We start from the raw sequence: 16,526 nt of genomic DNA on the forward strand, positions 1-16,526 counted from the left end.
TCAACGGTCCGGACGGGACCGGTTTTCCGACCGGTCCCGTCCGGTCCCGTCCGTTCCCGTCCGGGGCGTGGCGTGGCGGGGCGGCTCAGGCGGCGGGAGCCTCCAGGCGGCTGACGCGGATCGCGCCCCGCGCCTCGCCGGGGTGACGGCTGGTCAGCGTGAGGCGGACCCGGGAGCCCCGCAGCGGACGGAATCCGACGACCGTGGGCGCGTCGGAGGCGGTGGCCCAGTCGGTCCGCACGTCCGTCGCCGCCCGCCAGGCGCGGCCGTCCCAGACGGCGACCTCGACCCTCGCGGGCAGGCTGTGCCCCTCGTCCACGGTGAAGGAGACCTCGACCCGGTCGTAGGTGCGCGGGCGCCCGTGGTCGACCGAGATCCAGTCCTCGGCGCGTGCCCCCTCGAAGGCGGGGAGCAGTGCGGTGGCCGCCTTGTGGAAGCCGTTGGACCAGCCGGTGGCCGGATCGCCGTCGAGCACGGCGGCGGGCAGGGTGTCGGGCCGGCCGGAGTAGCTCGCGTCCGCGTGCGGGTGGACCACGGGCGCCGGGTGCTCGGGGCGGAACTCCGGCACCGGTGTGGTCGCCGGGTCCGGGGCCCGCCGGACGCGGACCGTCGCGGTGCCGGTGCGCAGCCCGTCCGCGCGGGCGCTCACGCGGACGGCCCCCGGGCGGGTGCCGGACCGGACGATGGCGAGCGCCTTGCCGTGGAAGGCGGTGCGGGTGCTCGCCTGGTAGCGCTCGGCGCTCTCCTGGCGGCCGTTGTCGAGTCCGGCCAGCGAGCCGCCCGCGACGTCGAAGGAGATCAGGTGCTCGGCGCCGGGCACCACCACGCCCTGCCGGTCGACCACTTCGGCGGTCACGAAGACCAGGGCACGGCCGTCGGCGCCGACGCTCTCCCGGTCCGGGGTGAGGCGCAGGGCGTGCGGCGTCCCGGCGGTGCGCAGCACGTCGGTGGCCACCGTTCTGCCGCCGCGCCGGGCGACGGCCCTCAGCTCGCCCGCCTCGAAGGGCACCCGCCAGGTCAGGTGGAGCTTGCCCGCACTGCCGTTGGGGCTGGTGTAACTGCCGGGGTAGGGGCCGTCGGTGAAGGTCTTGTCGTCGCCGGTGGCCTCGGTGGTCTCCAGGTAGGTCCGGCCGTCGACGGTCTCCTTGCGGTCGAAGCGGCGGGTGCCGAGGGACCTGCCGTTCAGGTACAGCTCGACGGTGTCGACGTTGGTGTAGGCCCAGACCTCGACGGTGTCGCCCTCGCGGTGGTTCCACGTCGTCGGCAGCAGGTGGACCATCGGCTCGTCCGTCCACTGGCTGCGGAACAGGTGGTACATGTCCTTGGGGAACCCGGCCGTGTCGACCGCGCCGAAGAAGGACGCCTTCACCGGGAAGACGTCGTACGGCGTGGGCTCCCCGAGGTAGTCGATGCCGGACCACAGGAACTGCCCGGCGAACCACTTGCGGTCCCGGTCCTTCTTGTGGCCGTACTCGCCGCTCATCGTCCAGGAGGCGAGGTTGTTGTCGTAGGAGGAGGTGGCCCGCCCGCCCGGGGTGTGGTTCTCGCCGGTGTTCAGGTGTTCCGGCTCCTGGTAGGTGCCGCGCGTGGAGGTCTCGGACGACGACTCGGACTCGAAGAGGAACAGGTGCGGGTAGGCCGCGTGCAGATCGTCCACCGACCTGGCGGTGTTGTAGTTGAGGCCGAGCCCGTCCAGCTTGGCCAGCATCAGGTCGGCCGCCGAGCCCTTGGCGGGCAGCCTGCGGTACTTGTCGGAGCCGATGACCAGGGGGCGGGTGGCGTCGGCGGCGCGGATGGCCTCGATGATCCGGTCGGCCATGGCGAGTCCGGCGGTGGCGGTGGAGTCGGGGACCTCGTTGCCGATGGACCACATGAGGACGGCGGGCGAGTTGCGGGCCGCGAGCACCATCTCGGTGGCGTCCCGCTCGCACCACTCGTCGAAGAACCGTCCGTAGTCGTACCGGTTCTTGCCGGTGCGCCAGCAGTCGAAGGCCTCCACCAGCATGACAATGCCCATCTCCTCGCAGACGCCGATCATCTCGGGCGAGGGCGGGTTGTGCGAGGTGCGGAAGGCGTTGACGCCCATCGACTTCATGAGAGTCATCTGGCGGCGGATCGCGTCGACGCTGACGGCGGCGCCGAGCGCGCCGAGGTCGTGGTGCAGGTCGACGCCCTTGATCTTGGCGTACCTGCCGTTGAGGTGGAACCCCTCGTCGGGGTCGACACGGAAGGTGCGGACGCCGAACGGGGTGCGGTACGTGTCGACGCTCCGGCCGCCGACGCGCAGTTCGGTGTGCAGGGTGTAGCGGTGCGGGTCCGCGAAGTCCCACAGCCGCGGGCGCGCGACGGTGAGTTCGTGGGTCTCGGCCGCCGCGTCGGTGACGTCCACCGCGGAGGCGGTGCGGGCCACGGTGCGGCCGTCCGCGTCCCGCACCGTCGAGCGGACCTCGACCTCGCGCGCGGTGCCCGAGGCGTTGACCACCCGCGTCTCCACCCGGACCACGGCGCTGTCCTCGCCCACCCGGGGCGTGGTGACGTACGTGCCCCAGCGCCGTACGTGCACCGGCTCGGTGACGACCAGGCGAGCCTCGCGGTAGATGCCGCTGCCGGAGTACCAGCGGCTGCTCGGCAGTTGGTTGCGCACCTGCACCGCGAGGACGTTCTCGGTGCGGCCGTCGGTGTGCACCAGGTCGGTGAGGTCGAGGGCGAAGCCGGTGTAGCCGTAGGGGTGGTGGCCGACCTCCCGGCCGTTGCAGTGGACGCGCGCGTCCATGTAGACGCCGTCGAACTCGACCGAGATCCGCTTCCCGGCGAGGGCGGGCGGAAGGGTGAAGGCGAGCCGGTACCAGCCGAGGCCGCCCGGCAGGAAGCCGGTGCCGCTGGTGGTGCCGTGCTCGGTGGTGGGCGTCTGCTCGATGCTCCAGTCGTGCGGGACGGCGACCTCGCGCCACGCCGAGTCGTCGTGGTCGGGATCGGCGGCGTCCGCGGTGTCCTCGGCCGAGCCGTCGAGGTCGACCAGCCTGAAGCGCCAGCCGTCGCGCAGGGGTAGGGTGCTGCGGCCCGCGGCGCCGCCGGTCGCGTCCGCGGCCCACGCCGGCGGGGCGCCGAGCGCCATCCCGGCCGCGGGGGTGGCGGCGGAGGCGATCAGAACCGATCTGCGCGTGACCGTCATGGCGGATCTCCCTCATCAGAACTCATCGAGGCTCATCAGAACTCAGAAGTACTCACAAGCAATCGCGAACAAACAGATTCTGACGTCGAGCCGTATGCACTCGTCAAGGCCACGGAAAGCACTTTCTGTCCTGGGCGCACCGGGCTCCTCGGTGACCTGCGCGGCGGCCGGGCCCCGTGCGCCCGGTGGGTTCGGGTCCGCACGGGGCCCGAACCCACTAGGCTGGGAACAAGGTGACGCGCTGATCACTGTGAGTGTGCGCAATGGAGTGGCGACGATGAGTCCGGTCAACCCGTTCGACGATGCCGCCACGGCCCGCGCCGTCATCGACGGCTCCGGCACCCTGCGGGAGTGGAACGAGGGCGCGCGCCTGCTGCTCGGCCACCGAGCCGCCGAGGTCGTCGGGCGCCCCGCCGCGGACCTGCTCGCGGGCGACCCGGACGGCACACCTCCGGGACACGACGACGAGCAGTGGAGCGGGACGGTGGACCTGCGCCACCGCGACGGGCACACCGTGTCGGTGTGGGTGCTCGCGCACCGCAGACCCGAGCAGGACGGCGCCCCGGCCACCTGGCTCGCCGTCACCCCCCTGGACCGCGGTCCCGAACCGGAGGACGATCCGCTGGTCAGAGCCGCGCTCGCGCAGGCCCCCTGCGCCATGATGATCTTCGACGACCGGCTCCTGCTGCGCGGGGCCAACGACGCCATGGCGCGGCTGCTGGGATTCCCCTCCGACCGCGTGCGAGGTCTGCGGGCCACCGACTTCAGCGTCCGGCCCCAGGACGCGGAACTGGAACGCCGGATGCGGCGCGTGCTGGTCTCCGGCGACCGGCACGACATGCAGACCCACCTCAAGGCGCGGGGCGAGGGCCGCGCCCACGCGTGGAACGCCCGGATCGCCCCGCTGACCGACGCCGACGGCCGGGTGCGCGGCGTGTGTGTGAGCGTCCACGACTTCACGGAGCAGCACCGCGCCCGCGAGCGGCTGCAACTGGTCAACGAGGCCAGTGTGCGCATCGGCACCACGCTCGACGTCACCCGTACCGCGCAGGAGCTGGCGGACGTCTGCGTGCCGCCGCTCGCCGACTTCGTCAGCGTCGACCTGCTGGACCCGCGCGAGCACGGCGGTGAGCCGGCCGCCGTGGTCGAGCCGCCGGTCGGCCTGCGCCGCACGGCGCACCGGTCGGTCACCGCGGACTGTCCGCAGGCGGTGGCCGCCACCGGAGAGCTGGACGTCTACCCGGCCGGCTCCCCCCAGGCCGAGTGCCTGCTCTCGGGCCAGGTGATCGTCGCCGCGGAGGCCTACGGCGACCTCGAACGCTGGCTCCAGTGGGACCCCGCCCGCCTGCGGCGGGTGAAGGAGTACGGCATCCACTCCACGATGTCCGTACCGCTCCAGGCCCGCGGCACCACCCTCGGCGTCGCGGTCTTCACCCGGTTCAGGCGTCCCGACCCCTTCACCCACGACGACGTGCTGCTGGCCGAGGAGGTCAGCGCCCGCGCCGCGGTCTGCATCGACAACGCCCGCCGCTACTCGCGCGAGCGCGAGGCCACGCTGACCCTGCAACGCAGCCTGCTGCCCCGGTGGCTGCCGCCCACCGCCGCGGTGCAGGCGGCGTCCCGCTACCTTCCCGCGGCCCGCTCGGGCGTGGGCGGCGACTGGTTCGACGTCATCCCGCTGTCGGGGATGCGGGTCGCCATGGTCGTCGGGGACGTCGTCGGCCACGGCATCCCGGCCTCGGCCACGATGGGCCGGCTGCGTACCGCCGTGCGCACCCTCGCCGACATCGACCTGACGCCCGAGGAGTTGCTCACCCACCTCGACGACCTGGTGGTGCGGCTTTCCGAGGAGTCCGGCGACGACCGGGCGGGCGAGGTCGGCGCGACGTGTCTGTACGTGGTGTACGACCCGGTGTCCCGGCACTGCTCCATGGCCCGGGCCGGGCACCCGGCGCCCGTCCTGGTCCCGCCGGACGGTCCGCCCGTGCAGGTCGAACTGCCCTCCGGGCCACCGCTGGGCGTGGGCGGGCTGCCGTTCGAGTCGGCCGAGCTGGAGCTGCGCGAGGGCAGCGTGCTGGCGCTCTACACCGACGGGCTGGTCGAGAGCCGGGACCGGGACACCGACGCCGGCCAGGCACTGCTGCGCGAGGCGCTGGCCGCCCCCGCCGACTCCCTGGACACCGCCTGCGACCGGGTGCTGCACCGCCTCCTCCCGTCGGGCAGCTCCGCGGACGACGTGGCCCTGCTGCTGGCCCGGACCCGGGGACTGCCCGCCGGACAGGTCGCCACCTGGGACATCCCCGCCGACCCTGCGCTGGTCGCCCCGGTCCGCAAGCAGGTCCTCGAACAGCTCTCCGACTGGAACCTGCTGGAGGCGACCTTCACCGCCGAGCTGGTCGTGAGCGAGCTGGTCACCAACGCCATCCGGTACGGTTCCCCGCCGATCCGGCTCCGGCTGATCCACGACACGGCCACCCTGATCTGCGAGGTCTCCGACACCAGCCACACCGCGCCGCATCTGCGCCGGGCCAGGACCTGGGACGAGGGCGGGCGCGGTCTGCTCCTCGTGGCCCAGCTCACCCAGCGCTGGGGCAGCCGGCACACGGCCGAGGGCAAGACCATCTGGGCGGAGCTGGGACTGCTCGACGACGAGGAGTGAGCCCCTCGCCCCCACGCGGGAGGAGTGCGCCCTCGCCCCTAGGCGGAGTGCGCCCCCTCGTTTCCCGGGCCGCGCGGCGGGACACTCGGCTGTACGGGCGTACGGTGCCGGTCGCGCCGGGGCCGTGCGCGAGAGCCTGACGGGAGTGTGGAGAAGCGATGGCGAACACGCCCCAGCCCCTGCGCCGGACGGCCCTGCTCGCGAGCGGGGTCGCGCTGCTCGGCCTGTTGACCGCCTGCGGAGACGAGAGCACCACGTCGAGCGGCACCCCGCGGCCGAGCGAGGCCGCCCGCACGGCCGCCGCCACGGAACCGGGCAGCGCCACCGCGACGCCCGGCGACACCGCTCCGGCGGTCGGCGCCGCGCCCACCGACACCGCGGGTTCGGCCTCCGCCTCGGCCCGTGGTGACGGCCGCTGCCACACCTCGGAGCTGCGGGCCGCCGTCGGCCGCGTGGACCCGGGGGCCGGTCAGCGCAACTTCCCCGTCGTGCTGACCAACACCTCCGACCGCACCTGCACGGTGTACGGCTACCCGGGCGCCGCCTTCGTGGACGCCTCCGGCAAGCAGCTGGGCCCGGACCCCGAGCGCGCGCCGGGCTCCCCCGAGACGCTCACGCTGACGCCGGGCAGGAGCGCGTGGGCGGGACTGTCGTTCTCCAGTCCGCAGATCAGCGGCGCCCGCACCGCCACCCCGGCGGCGCTGCTCGTCACCCCGCCGGACGAGCGGGAGCCCCTCGAGGTGCGGTGGACGGCCGGCGAGGTCCCCGTCGGCGGCAACGCGTCCTCGGTGTCCGTCACCGCCCTGGAGGCGGGCACCGGCCCCTGACGCACCGGTGCCCGTGGACGCCTTGGCCTCGGCCCTCCAGCTCCCGGCCCCCGGTCCCCGGTCCCCCGGTCAGTGACCGGCGATCGGGTGCGGGGCGTAGGGCCGCTCCAGCTCCTCGATCTCCTTCTCGCCGAGCTTCAGTTCCACCGCCGCCACGGCGTCCTCCAGGTGGCCCGGCCTGGCGGCGCCGACGATGGGCGCGGTCACCGTGTCCTGGTGCAGCAGCCACGCCAGCGCCACCTGAGCGCGCGGGACACCGCGCTCACCGGCGATGCGGGTGACGGCCTCGACCACGGCACGGTCGCCCTCCTGGTAGAGGGTGCTGCCGAAATCGTCGGTGGTGCTGCGCTCGGTGGCGGTGTCCCAGTCGCGGGTGAGGCGGCCGCGGGCGAGCGGACTCCAGGGCAGCACTCCCACGCCCTGGTCCGCGCAGAGGGGCAGCATCTCGCGCTCCTCCTCGCGGTAGACGAGGTTGTAGTGGTTCTGCATGGAGACGAACTTCGTCCAGCCGTGCCGCTCGGCGGTGTACTGCATCTTGGAGAACTGCCAGGCGTACATCGAACTGGCCCCGAGGTAGCGGACCTTGCCCGCCTTCACCAGGTCGTGCAGGGCCTCCATCGTCTCCTCGACCGGGGTGTGCGGGTCGAAGCGGTGGATCTGGTAGAGGTCGACGTAGTCGGTGCCGAGGCGGCGCAGGCTGTGGTCGATCTCGCTCATGATCGCCTTGCGGGACAGCCCCGCGCCGTTGGGCCCCGGTCGCATCCGGCCGTTCACCTTGATCGCGAGCACCACGTCGTCCCGGCGGGCGAAGTCGGCCAGCGCCCTGCCGACGATCTCCTCGCTGGTGCCGTCGGAGTAGACGTTGGCCGTGTCGAAGAAGGTGATGCCGGCCTCCAGCGCCTGCCGGATCAGCGGACGCGAGGCCTCCTCGTCGAGGGTCCACTCGTGCGTGCCGCGGCCGGGGTCGCCGTAGGTCATGCAGCCCAGGCAGATCCGCGACACGTCCAGGCCGGTCGAACCGAGCTTCACGTACTGCATCGTTGCTGCTCCTGTCTTCGCCGATCATCGGTACCAGGGCGAGCGTACGTCTTCGCGCGGGCTCGAACTCCGTCCGGGTCAGTGCCGTTCGAGCAGGTCCAGGGCTCGTCGCCAGCCGAACTCCGGGCGAGTGCCGTCCTTTGCCGCGCCCTGGGTGTCCCCGGCGTACGGGGCGCCGAAGCGCACACCCATCCCGCGCAGCCGGGCGAGGCTCTCCCGGTACGCGGGGTGGGAGGCCAACGCGCCGGTCACGCACGGCAGGACGGCGATCGGGACGCCGAGGCCGCTCGCCTCGCACAGGGTGGCCACGGCGAGGGTGTCGGCCAGGCCCGCCGCCCATTTGTTGATCGTGTTGAAGGTGGCGGGCGCGACCACGACGGCGTCGGGCGGCGGGAAGGGCCGCGGGTCACCGGGCGTGCGCCAGGCCGAGCGGACCGGGCGGCCCGTGCGCGCCTCGACGGCGGCCACGTCGAAGAAGCCGCCCATGGCGACCGGAGTCGTCGTGACCCCGATCTCCCAGCCGCGCACCCGCGCCGCGTCGATCAGCACGCCGACTCCGTCGGCCACGCCCGCGGCGCAGACGACCACGTAGAGGAAGGGCCTCTCGCCCTCGCCGGCTCCGCCCGCACCCTGTTCGCTCACCCCGGAACCCTACTGGGCGGGCCTCGGGCCGTGGATGCGCCGGTCCCGCTCCTCGATGGGCACGTCGTTGATGCTCGCCTCGCGCCGGGTCATCAGGCCGTGCTCGTCGAACTCCCACAGCTCGTTGCCGTAGGAGCGCCACCACTGGCCGTCGGCGTCGTGCGACTCGTACTGGAAGCGGACGGCGATGCGGTTGCCGTCGAAGGTCCACAGGTCCTTGCGCAGCGCGTACTCCCGCTCGCGCGCCCACTTGGCGGTCAGGAACTCGACGATGGCGGCGCGGCCGGTGAGGAAGACGTCGCGGTTGCGCCAGACCGAGTCCTCGGAGTAGGCGAGGGAGACCCGGTGCGGATCTCGGGTGTTCCAGGCGTCCTCGGCGGCCCGCACCTTGCGTTCGGCGCTCTCCCGGGTGAACGGCGGCAGGGGCGGCCGGTCGGTCGTCGTCATGGCTGAACCTCCGTGGGCAGCATCGGAGAACGAGCGTTCTCTCTCCGGCTGCTACCGTAGGAGAACGACGGTTCTCCGGTCAAGGAAGAGGTCCCATGGACAGCGAGGTCGCCCGGGAGAGGGCGCTGGACGCGGCGGAGGGGCTCTTCTACGCACGGGGAGTGCGGGCCGTCGGCATGGACGAGGTCCGCGGCGCCTCCGGCATCTCACTCAAGCGTCTGTACCAGCTCTTCCCGGCCAAGGAGCAGTTGGTCGTGGCCTGGCTGGACCGGCGCGACCTGCGCTGGCGGGGTCGGCTGGCCGAGTACGTCGGCCGGTACGAGGCACCCGGCGCGCGGGTCCTGGCCGTGTTCGACTGGCTCGGCGCCTGGTTCGCCGAGCCCGGCTTCCGCGGCTGCGCCTGGATCAACGCCTACGGCGAACTGGGCCCCGCCTCGCCCCCGGTGGCGGAGCGGGTGCGGGCGCACAAGGCGGCGTTCCGCGCGTTCCTCGACACTCTGGTGGCCGAGGCGGGGCTGCCCGCCCCTCTGGGCGGGCAGCTCTTCCTGCTGGCGGAGGGCGCCATGGTGACGGCGGGTGTCACGGGCGATGCCGGATCCGCTCGCCAGGCACGGGCCGCGGCACGGGCGCTGCTGGCTGCGGCCGGGGCGGAACGACCCGCGGCTGCGCCCGGGGGGTGACGGCGGGCGGCTCTCCCCCGTCCGGGTGCGAGTCGACCCGGGCCAGCAGCGCACGGAGCAGCAACTCGGTGTCCGTCGCGGTGGCGTGCTCGCAGAACCAGGTGAGGGCCGCGGCGGCGACCCTCCCGGCGCCCTGCGGCCCGAGGTCGTTTCGCGGCAGCAGGCTTCTCAGGACGTACCGGACGCTCTTCGCGGCGAGGTGGCGGTCCAGCCAGTCCAGCGCCAGGGAGACCGCCTTCGCCGTGTCGGCCGGACCGAGGTCGTCGCGGGACAGCAGCGGGCCCAGCACGAAGGCGGCGTCGTCGGTGGTGAGGTGACGGTCCAGCCAGGTGAAGGCCGTCGCGACCGCTCTTTCGCGTTCGGCGGGCCTCAGGTCCCGCCGTATCAGCAACGGGCCCAGTACGAAGGTGGCTCCGGCCGCCGTGGCGTACCGGTTCAGCCAGGTGAAGGCCGTCGAAAGTGCTCTGTCGGTGGCCGGGCCGAGGTCGCCGCGGGACAGCAGCGGCTTCAGGACGAAGCGTGCTCGTCCGGTGTCGTAGACCTGGAGCCAGGCGAAGGCCCTGGACAGGACTCGCCGACTGTCCTCGGGGTCGAGTTCGTCGCGGGACAACAGCGGGCGCAGGACGAACACGGCGCCGGCCGCCTTGGGGTGGTGTTCGAGCCAGGTCAACGCGATGGACAGGGAGCGGCGGTCTTCCTGCGGAGTGAGGTGCCTGCGGGTCAGCAGCGGACGCAGCACCCACACCGCGTGCGGGGTGGTGACCTGGTGGTCCAGCCAGTCGAGGGCCGTGGAGACCACGCGGCGGCTGTCCTCGGGGTCGAGGTCGCTGCGGGCCAGCAGCGGGCGCAGCACCTGCTCGGCGTCGGGAACGTCCCTGCGTCCCTCGACCCGGTCGAGAGCCGCGGAGATCACCCGCGCGCGGTCCTCGGGGCCGAGGTCCATGCGTTGCAGCAGCGGGCGCAGGACCAGTTCGGCGTCGGAGGTGGGGATGCGCCCCTCGACCCGGTCCAGAGCCGCGGAGATCACCCGGCGGCTGTCCTCGGGGCCGAGGTCGCTGCGGGCCAGCAACGGACGCAGCACCTGATCCGCGTCAACCGTCGCCACCCGCCCCTCCACCCGATCCAGAGCCGCCGAGATCACCCGGCAAAGCCGCCGAGATCACCCGCGCTCGGTCCCCGGGATCGAGGTCGACGCGCTGGAGCAGCGGACGCAGGACCAGTTCGGCCTCCTGGGGGTGGTGGTCGACCCAGGTCAGGGCCGTGGCGACCACGAGCCGCCAATCGTCGGGGGCGAGGATCTTGCGCTGGAGCAGCGGACGCAGGACGAACTGCGCCTCGGGAGCGACGGGGTGGCGGGCGAGCCAGGACAGCACCATGGAGGTCACCCGCGCGCTGTCCTCGGGGGCCAGATCGCCACGGGACAACAGGGGACCCACGACGAACTGCGCCTCCACGCCGTCCGCGTACCGATCGAGCCACGTCAGCGTCGCGGAGACCGCGCGCGCACTCTCCTCGGCGCCCAGATCACCGCGCGACAGCAACGGACGCAGCACGAACCCCGCATCCGCGTTCCCCGGGTACCGGCCCAGCCACACCAAGGCGGCCGACACCGCACGCCCGCTCTGACCGGGCTCCAGGTCGCCGCGGGCGAGCAACGGGCCCATGACGAACTGCGCCTCCACGCGCTCGGCGTACCGATCGAGCCACGTCAGGGTCGCGGAGACCGCACGCGCGCTCTCCTCGGCGCCCAGATCACCGCGCGACAGCAACGGACGCAGCACGAAACCCGCGTCCTGATTCCCCGCATGCCGGCCCAGCCACGTCAACGCGGCGGACACCGCACGCCCGCTCTCCCCGGAGTCGAGATCGGCACGTGACAGCAGAGCACGCAGGACGAACCCGGCGTCGGCGGTCACGGTGTAGGCGTCGAGCCAGCTCAGAGCGGCGCGGAACACCAGGGCGGGGTGCTGGAGGTCCAGTCCCCTGCGGGACAGCAGAGGGGCCAGGACGAAGCCGGCGTTGGGGTTGCCCGCGTGCTGTCCGAGCCAGGTCAGCGACGCGGACACGGCACACGCGGCCTCCTCGGAACCGAGGTCCGAGCGCGACAGCAACGGGTTCACGACGAACTGCGCCTCGGGTGCCTCGGTGTGCCGGTCGAGCCAGCTCAGCGCCGCGGAGACGGCCCGCGCACTCTCCTCGGGGCCGAGATCCCCGCGTGCCAGCAGCGGGCGTACGACGAACTGCGCCTCCTCCGCCTCCGCGTACTGGTCCAGCCACGTCAACGCGGCGGACACCGCCCGCCCGCTCTCCCCGGCATCCAGATCACCGCGCGACAACGCGGACACCGCCCGCCCGCTCTCCCCGGCATCCAGATCACCGCGCGACAACGCGCCTCCAGCCAGGTCAACGCCGCCAAGACGGCCCGCACACCCTCCTCGGGACCGAGATCCCCGCGCGACAGCAGGGGACGCAGTACGAACCGGCCCTCGGGGCTGGTGGGGTGGTGCTCCAGCCAGCCCAGGGTCGCGGAGACGGCGCGCAGGCCGTCCTGGGGATCGAGGTCGGCGCGGCCCAGCAGGGGGCCCAGCACGAAGTGCGCTTCCGGGACCCCGGCGTGGCGCGTGAGCCAGGTGAAGGTGCTCGTGACGGCCTGCCGTATGGCCACGGGCGGCAGACCGGTGCGCAGTAGCAGGGGGCCGAGCACATAGCCGGCCTCGCGTCGCCGTTCGTAGCTCTTGAGCCAGGCCAGGGCGGTGGGGATGAGGAGCAGCACGCCGTCGTGCGGGAGCCGACGCAGGCCGCGGTAGAGGAGGTGCCGGGCGTCGGTGCCGGTGCCGAAGTCGCTGAGCCAGGGATCGACGACCTGCTGCCAGCACTGCACGGCCGGGACGGACCACGGCGCACCCGAGCAGATGGCGCCCAGCGCGTAACTGCCGGTGCTCGGGTGGCGGCGCATGACCTGCCCGATGGTGTCCGCCTCGTCGGCGAACCAGCGCTCAAGCACCGGAAGGACGACGTCGGCCCGTCCCGCGAGCGTCAGGTCGTTGACGAGGCGGCCGATGTTGAGCGCGAAGCGGCCGACGGTGCGCGGGCTGATGAGGCAGCCGGCCAGCATTTCACGGGTGCGCGACTCGTCCGGGTCCGTGTCGTTCTCGGGGAGCATGACGAACTCCATGAGCTGGTCGGCGACCACGTCATGGGCGACCGAGTACACCCCGTCGTCGTCCTGCTCCAGCCAGCCCAGGGAGATGAGGGTGGCGACGACGTCCTCGGCCCGCGGCGTCGGCCCGTCCGTGTGCGCCAGCGCCGCGCGGGCCGTGGCCGTCACCTCGGGGAGGTCCTGGGGACAGGCGGCCGCGGCCGCCGCGGCCGCCAGCAGTCCGGAGGAGGCGCGCGCGGGCGTGAAGTCGTCCGCACGGCCCGCGACGGTCAGGCCGTCCTCGCTGAGCCGGCTCTCGAGCCAGGCGGACAGCTCTCCCCCGGACCGCAGGCCCGCGGCCTCGGGGAGCGAGATGCCGAGCTCGACGCGGCGCTCGATCTCGCTGGCCACCAGCAGGGCGATGACGGGCCGGTGCCCGCAGATCGCCATCATGTGGTCCACGGTCAGTCGCCGAACGGCGGTCGGAGCCAGGTTCAGCAGGGCGTTCTCGGTGACCTGCCGCTGGAACGACGGGTCCTGCCGCAGTTCCACCTTCTCGAACAGCTCGTGCAGCTGCGCCCGGTTGGCCTTCTGCAGCCAGCCGGGACGCACCGAGGCGAGCAGCGCCACGGTGATGCCGCGCCGACGGGCCTCGGGGATCAGGCGGTGCCGGATCGCGGCCAGGTCCAGCTGGGACTCGTTGAGGCTGTGGTTGAGGTAGTCGATGACCACCAGGGCGGCACCCGGCTCCCCGAGGACCTGTTCGGCGACCTCTTCCGTGATGGCCTTGCTCTCACCGGGCACCACGTGCAGGACGCGCCACCCCGCGTCCAGCGCCCGCCGCCCCACCTCGATGCCGGTGCGGGTCTTGCCGGTACCCGCGGCACCGACCAGCAGCATCCCGCGCTCGGACGACTCCACGAGCCGCTCGAACAGGTTGTCGGCGTCGGCCGGGTGTTGGTCGCCGGGCGACACGTAGGGGAGCTGATCAGCCGTCAGGTTCTTCTTGAAGTCACCGAAGCCGTCGATGAGTTCCCGCTGCGAGAGGACCGACCGGAGCCGGCCTCCGGGCTCCTGTCCGGGCAGGGCGACCGGTTCCGCGTGCGGCCGTACGCCGGCGCGCAGCAGCTCCCGGCGCAGCTGCGGGTCCTTCAGGGCCGGAGCGACGGGTTCCGCCTCCGCGCCGCCCGTGCCCGCGGCCGGCAGCCGGTGTGCCTGCACCCCGACCAGCAGACCGGTGTCGTGCGCGAACAGCGCCGTACCCGACACCCCCTGCCAGGGGTCCTGGCCGTCGGGTCCCTGGGCGGCGGGCGCCGCCGTGGTGAACGTGAGGTCCAGCAGCCGGGACTTCATGTTCGAACCGAGTTGCACGAAGCCCTTGACCAGCCGGCTGTCCCTGCGGCGCAGGCCCCGGAAGCGGGCCGAATCGGGTCGTTGCGCGAAGGCGGGGAAGCCGATCCCCGTGAAGGGCACGCTGCCCACGTCGTCCGGGAGTTCGCCGAAGGCGACCGGCGCCACCCGGTCCGGGATCGCCGCGGCCTCCCCTTGCGCCGCGGCGTCGGCCGGCGCGGTGAAGTCCAGGGAGAGCAGCGCCAGGTCCTGCCCGGCGCCCCGCCACACCGGCGTCGCCGCCAGCTCCGTGTCGCCGCCGCCGAGCAGAACGGTGCAGGCGGGAGATTCGCTCCCGTCCAGCAGGTGACCGACGGTCAGGACGAGCTTCGAGCTGATCCGGTACCCGGATCCGTACTGGACGGTGCGCCCGGACCGCACGACGACCTCGGCCACGCGGGTCTTGTCGAATGCGCTCATCCGGGGGTCAGTCCGCGACGAACAGGTTCGAGACGTCGTCGCCCGTCAGGATCGGATCTCCCGTGTCCGACTCGGCGGTCAGACTCAGCTTGACCACGTGGGTCTGTGCCGACTTCGCACCGGCCTTGCCACCGAGCGACACCACCCAGAACCGCACCCCTGCATTGCCCTCGGCGGACTTCTCCACCGCCACGTTGACTTCCAGGTCGATGGAGTTGATGCGGAAGCGGACGTCCTGACCGCCGGCGTCGATCCGGGCGCGGCTGATCTCGGAGCGCAGCGACTTGAGCAGATCGGCGAGTTCGATGTCCATGTGTCCCCCTGCGACGTCGGTGCCAGCACCGTACCCGCAAATCACACGGGAGGTGGCTTTTCCACAGGGGCTCGGAGAGCGGCGGGGCGGGGAACCCGGCTGGTGTCACCGGGTGTCCGGAAGGGTACGGCCCCCGCGTCCTCCGTCTCCTCGGCGGTGATCGCGCCCACGGGACAGGCGCGGGCCGCCTCCCGCACCAGCGCGCTGCCGCCGCCGTCCTCGCGGCCGGGCCGCAGCGTGCTGTAGCCGTCGTCGTCCTGGGTGAAGACGTCGGGGGCGGTCAGGGCACACTGTCCCGCGCCGATACAGGTGTCCTTGTCGATGCCGATGCGCATGTCCAAAACCTCCTACCAGGCCACGGGGAGTTCCAGCATCCCCTGGATGGTGTCGCCGGGTTTGAAGGGGATCTCGTCGGCCGGGGCGGCCAGGCGCAGCGTGGGCAGCCGGTCGAAGAGGGCGTGCAGGGCGATCTCCAGTTCCGCCCGGGCCAGGTTCTGGCCGAGGCACTGGTGGATGCCGAAGCCGAAGGCGACGTGGTGGCGGGCCGGGCGGTGCCAGTCGAGGGCGTCGGGATCGGGGTAGACGCTCTCGTCGCGGTTGATGAGCGAGGTCGAGAAGACGACCCCGTCGCCGGCCCGGATGGTCTGCCCGTCCACGTCGATGTCCTCGGTGGCCATCCGCAGCAGGCCGTCGGCGATCGACAGGACGCGCATCAGCTCCTCCACGGCGTCGGGCAGCAGCCCGGGGTCCGCGCGCAGTTCGGCCAGCCGGCGGGGGTTGGTCAGGAGGGTGTAGGTGCCCAGCGAGATCATGTTGGCGGTGGTCTCGTGGCCGGCGACCAGCAGGATCACGGCGAACGCGACCAGCAGTTCGCGGTCGAACGCGCCGTCGGCCGACTGCCGCCGGACCAGGTCGTCCAGCAGCCCGTCGCCGGGTGCCTGCCGCTTGCGGTCGACCAGGTCCCCCAGGTACGCCTCCAGCCGGTCGCGGGCGTCCCGGGTGTCGGCGGGCAGGGGGCCGCGCAGCAGCCGACGGGACTGTTCCTCGAAGAAGTCGTGGTCGGCGTAGGGGACTCCGAGCAGTGCGCAGATCACCATCGACGGCACGGGCAGCGCGAAGGCCGTCACCAGGTCGGCGGGCGGACCCTGCGCGATCATCGCGTCGAGCCGTTCGTCGACGATCCGCCGGATGCGCGGGCGCAGCGCGGCGGCGCGCTTGAAGGTGAACTCCGGGAGCACCATCCTGCGCTGGGCGCGGTGCTCGGGGTCGTCCACACCGAGCAGTGCGGTCCGGCGCCCGCGTACGGCGGCCAGACGCGCCGAGGTGGCCGGGAAGCCGTCGCGGCTGCGGTCGGTCGACAGGCGCTGGTCGGCCATGAGCCGACGGGCGGCGGTGTGCCCGGTCACCAGCCAGGCCGGACGGCCGTCGAAGAGCGTGATGCGGGTCAGCGGGCGGGCGGCGCGCAAGGGGTCGTAGCCGGCGGGCGGCTGGTAGGGGCAGGTCCGGTCCTGCGGGAAGGCGACGGAGTCGGCCGCGCCCCTGTCCCGCGTCGGATCCGTGTTCGTGGGGGTGCCGGTGCTCGTCGTGTCGGTGTCCGTCATGGAAGACCTCGCAGACGAAGAGTGCGTCGTGATCATCATTAGATGCCTCGGGCATCTAATGGGGCGACGACAAGTTCGGCCAGATCGGTGGCGGGAGCAGACTGGCCGGGGAACGCCGGTCAGGAGCGGCCGTGTCCTCCCGTGCCGGTCGGATCCGCCCCGCGCGTGGCGCGATCGCGACCTCCGACGGCCCCGGCCG

The 16,526-nt window shown here is 73.0% G+C and carries 12 protein-coding genes and 1 pseudogene; 3 read left to right on the forward strand and 10 right to left on the reverse strand.

Going from position 1 to position 16,526, the window contains the following annotated elements; genetic code table 11:
• Positions 1 to 85: 85 nt before the first annotated feature.
• Entirely contained in the window at positions 86 to 3,172 is a 3,087-nt protein-coding gene (locus tag IE94_RS0118600) for a glycoside hydrolase family 2 TIM barrel-domain containing protein (protein ID WP_030185540.1), read from the reverse strand.
• Between the two features lie 277 nt (positions 3,173 to 3,449).
• On the opposite strand from IE94_RS0118600, the gene IE94_RS0118605 reads away from it, so the two are divergent.
• Together IE94_RS0118605 and IE94_RS0118610 are read left to right on the forward strand one after the other, a co-directional pair.
• On the forward strand, positions 3,450 to 5,831 hold the full coding sequence (locus tag IE94_RS0118605) for a SpoIIE family protein phosphatase (protein ID WP_030185543.1): 2,382 nt from the start codon (positions 3,450 to 3,452) through the stop codon (positions 5,829 to 5,831).
• A gap of 158 nt (positions 5,832 to 5,989) precedes the next feature.
• Positions 5,990 to 6,658 carry a DUF4232 domain-containing protein gene (locus IE94_RS0118610; RefSeq protein ID WP_030185546.1) on the forward strand — a complete coding sequence of 223 codons (669 nt, stop codon included), beginning with the start codon at positions 5,990 to 5,992 and terminating at the stop codon, positions 6,656 to 6,658.
• Positions 6,659 to 6,727: 69 nt separating this feature from the next.
• Here the strand turns inward: IE94_RS0118610 and IE94_RS0118615 are convergent, their stop codons facing one another.
• The 3 genes from IE94_RS0118615 to IE94_RS0118625 form a co-directional block, all read right to left on the reverse strand.
• Positions 6,728 to 7,696, reverse strand: a complete 969-nt coding sequence (locus tag IE94_RS0118615; protein ID WP_030185549.1) for an aldo/keto reductase — start codon at positions 7,694 to 7,696, stop codon at positions 6,728 to 6,730.
• A gap of 78 nt (positions 7,697 to 7,774) precedes the next feature.
• Complete coding sequence (locus tag IE94_RS0118620) at positions 7,775 to 8,338, reverse strand: flavoprotein (RefSeq protein WP_030185550.1); 564 nt, start codon at positions 8,336 to 8,338, stop codon at positions 7,775 to 7,777.
• A gap of 9 nt (positions 8,339 to 8,347) precedes the next feature.
• Positions 8,348 to 8,785 carry a nuclear transport factor 2 family protein gene (locus IE94_RS0118625; RefSeq protein ID WP_030185551.1) on the reverse strand — a complete coding sequence of 146 codons (438 nt, stop codon included), beginning with the start codon at positions 8,783 to 8,785 and terminating at the stop codon, positions 8,348 to 8,350.
• 95 nt (positions 8,786 to 8,880) lie between these two features.
• On the opposite strand from IE94_RS0118625, the gene IE94_RS0118630 reads away from it, so the two are divergent.
• Positions 8,881 to 9,465 (forward strand): TetR/AcrR family transcriptional regulator, encoded by a 585-nt coding sequence (locus tag IE94_RS0118630; RefSeq protein WP_030185555.1) that lies wholly within the window; start codon positions 8,881 to 8,883, stop codon positions 9,463 to 9,465.
• Here IE94_RS0118630 and IE94_RS0118635 read toward each other — a convergent pair.
• The 6 genes and pseudogenes from IE94_RS0118635 to IE94_RS0118660 all read right to left on the reverse strand — a co-directional run bounded on the left by IE94_RS0118635 (position 9,365) and on the right by IE94_RS0118660 (position 16,327).
• The gene (locus tag IE94_RS0118635; protein WP_157849361.1) at positions 9,365 to 10,570 is read right to left on the reverse strand and encodes a hypothetical protein; all 1,206 of its coding nucleotides are present in this window, start codon (positions 10,568 to 10,570) and stop codon (positions 9,365 to 9,367) included. The genes IE94_RS0118630 and IE94_RS0118635 overlap by 101 nt on opposite strands.
• The gene (locus tag IE94_RS0118640; RefSeq protein ID WP_030185559.1) at positions 10,557 to 11,759 is read right to left on the reverse strand and encodes a hypothetical protein; all 1,203 of its coding nucleotides are present in this window, start codon (positions 11,757 to 11,759) and stop codon (positions 10,557 to 10,559) included. Before IE94_RS0118640 ends, IE94_RS0118635 begins: the two co-directional genes overlap by 14 nt.
• The gene (locus IE94_RS0118645; RefSeq protein WP_030185560.1) at positions 11,744 to 14,413 is read right to left on the reverse strand and encodes a serine protease; all 2,670 of its coding nucleotides are present in this window, start codon (positions 14,411 to 14,413) and stop codon (positions 11,744 to 11,746) included. Before IE94_RS0118645 ends, IE94_RS0118640 begins: the two co-directional genes overlap by 16 nt.
• 7 nt (positions 14,414 to 14,420) lie before the next feature.
• Positions 14,421 to 14,726 carry a trypco2 family protein gene (locus tag IE94_RS0118650; protein WP_051777541.1) on the reverse strand — a complete coding sequence of 102 codons (306 nt, stop codon included), beginning with the start codon at positions 14,724 to 14,726 and terminating at the stop codon, positions 14,421 to 14,423.
• Positions 14,727 to 14,872: 146 nt separating this feature from the next.
• A pseudogene (locus IE94_RS0118655) lies at positions 14,873 to 15,061 on the reverse strand (ferredoxin); the annotation flags it as partial.
• A gap of 12 nt (positions 15,062 to 15,073) precedes the next feature.
• On the reverse strand, positions 15,074 to 16,327 hold the full coding sequence (locus tag IE94_RS0118660; protein ID WP_030185568.1) for a cytochrome P450: 1,254 nt from the start codon (positions 16,325 to 16,327) through the stop codon (positions 15,074 to 15,076).
• Positions 16,328 to 16,526 lie beyond the last annotated feature (199 nt).

Origin of the sequence: Streptomyces violaceorubidus, assembly GCF_000717995.1 — a bacterium.
GTDB lineage: Bacteria > Actinomycetota > Actinomycetes > Streptomycetales > Streptomycetaceae > Streptomyces > Streptomyces violaceorubidus.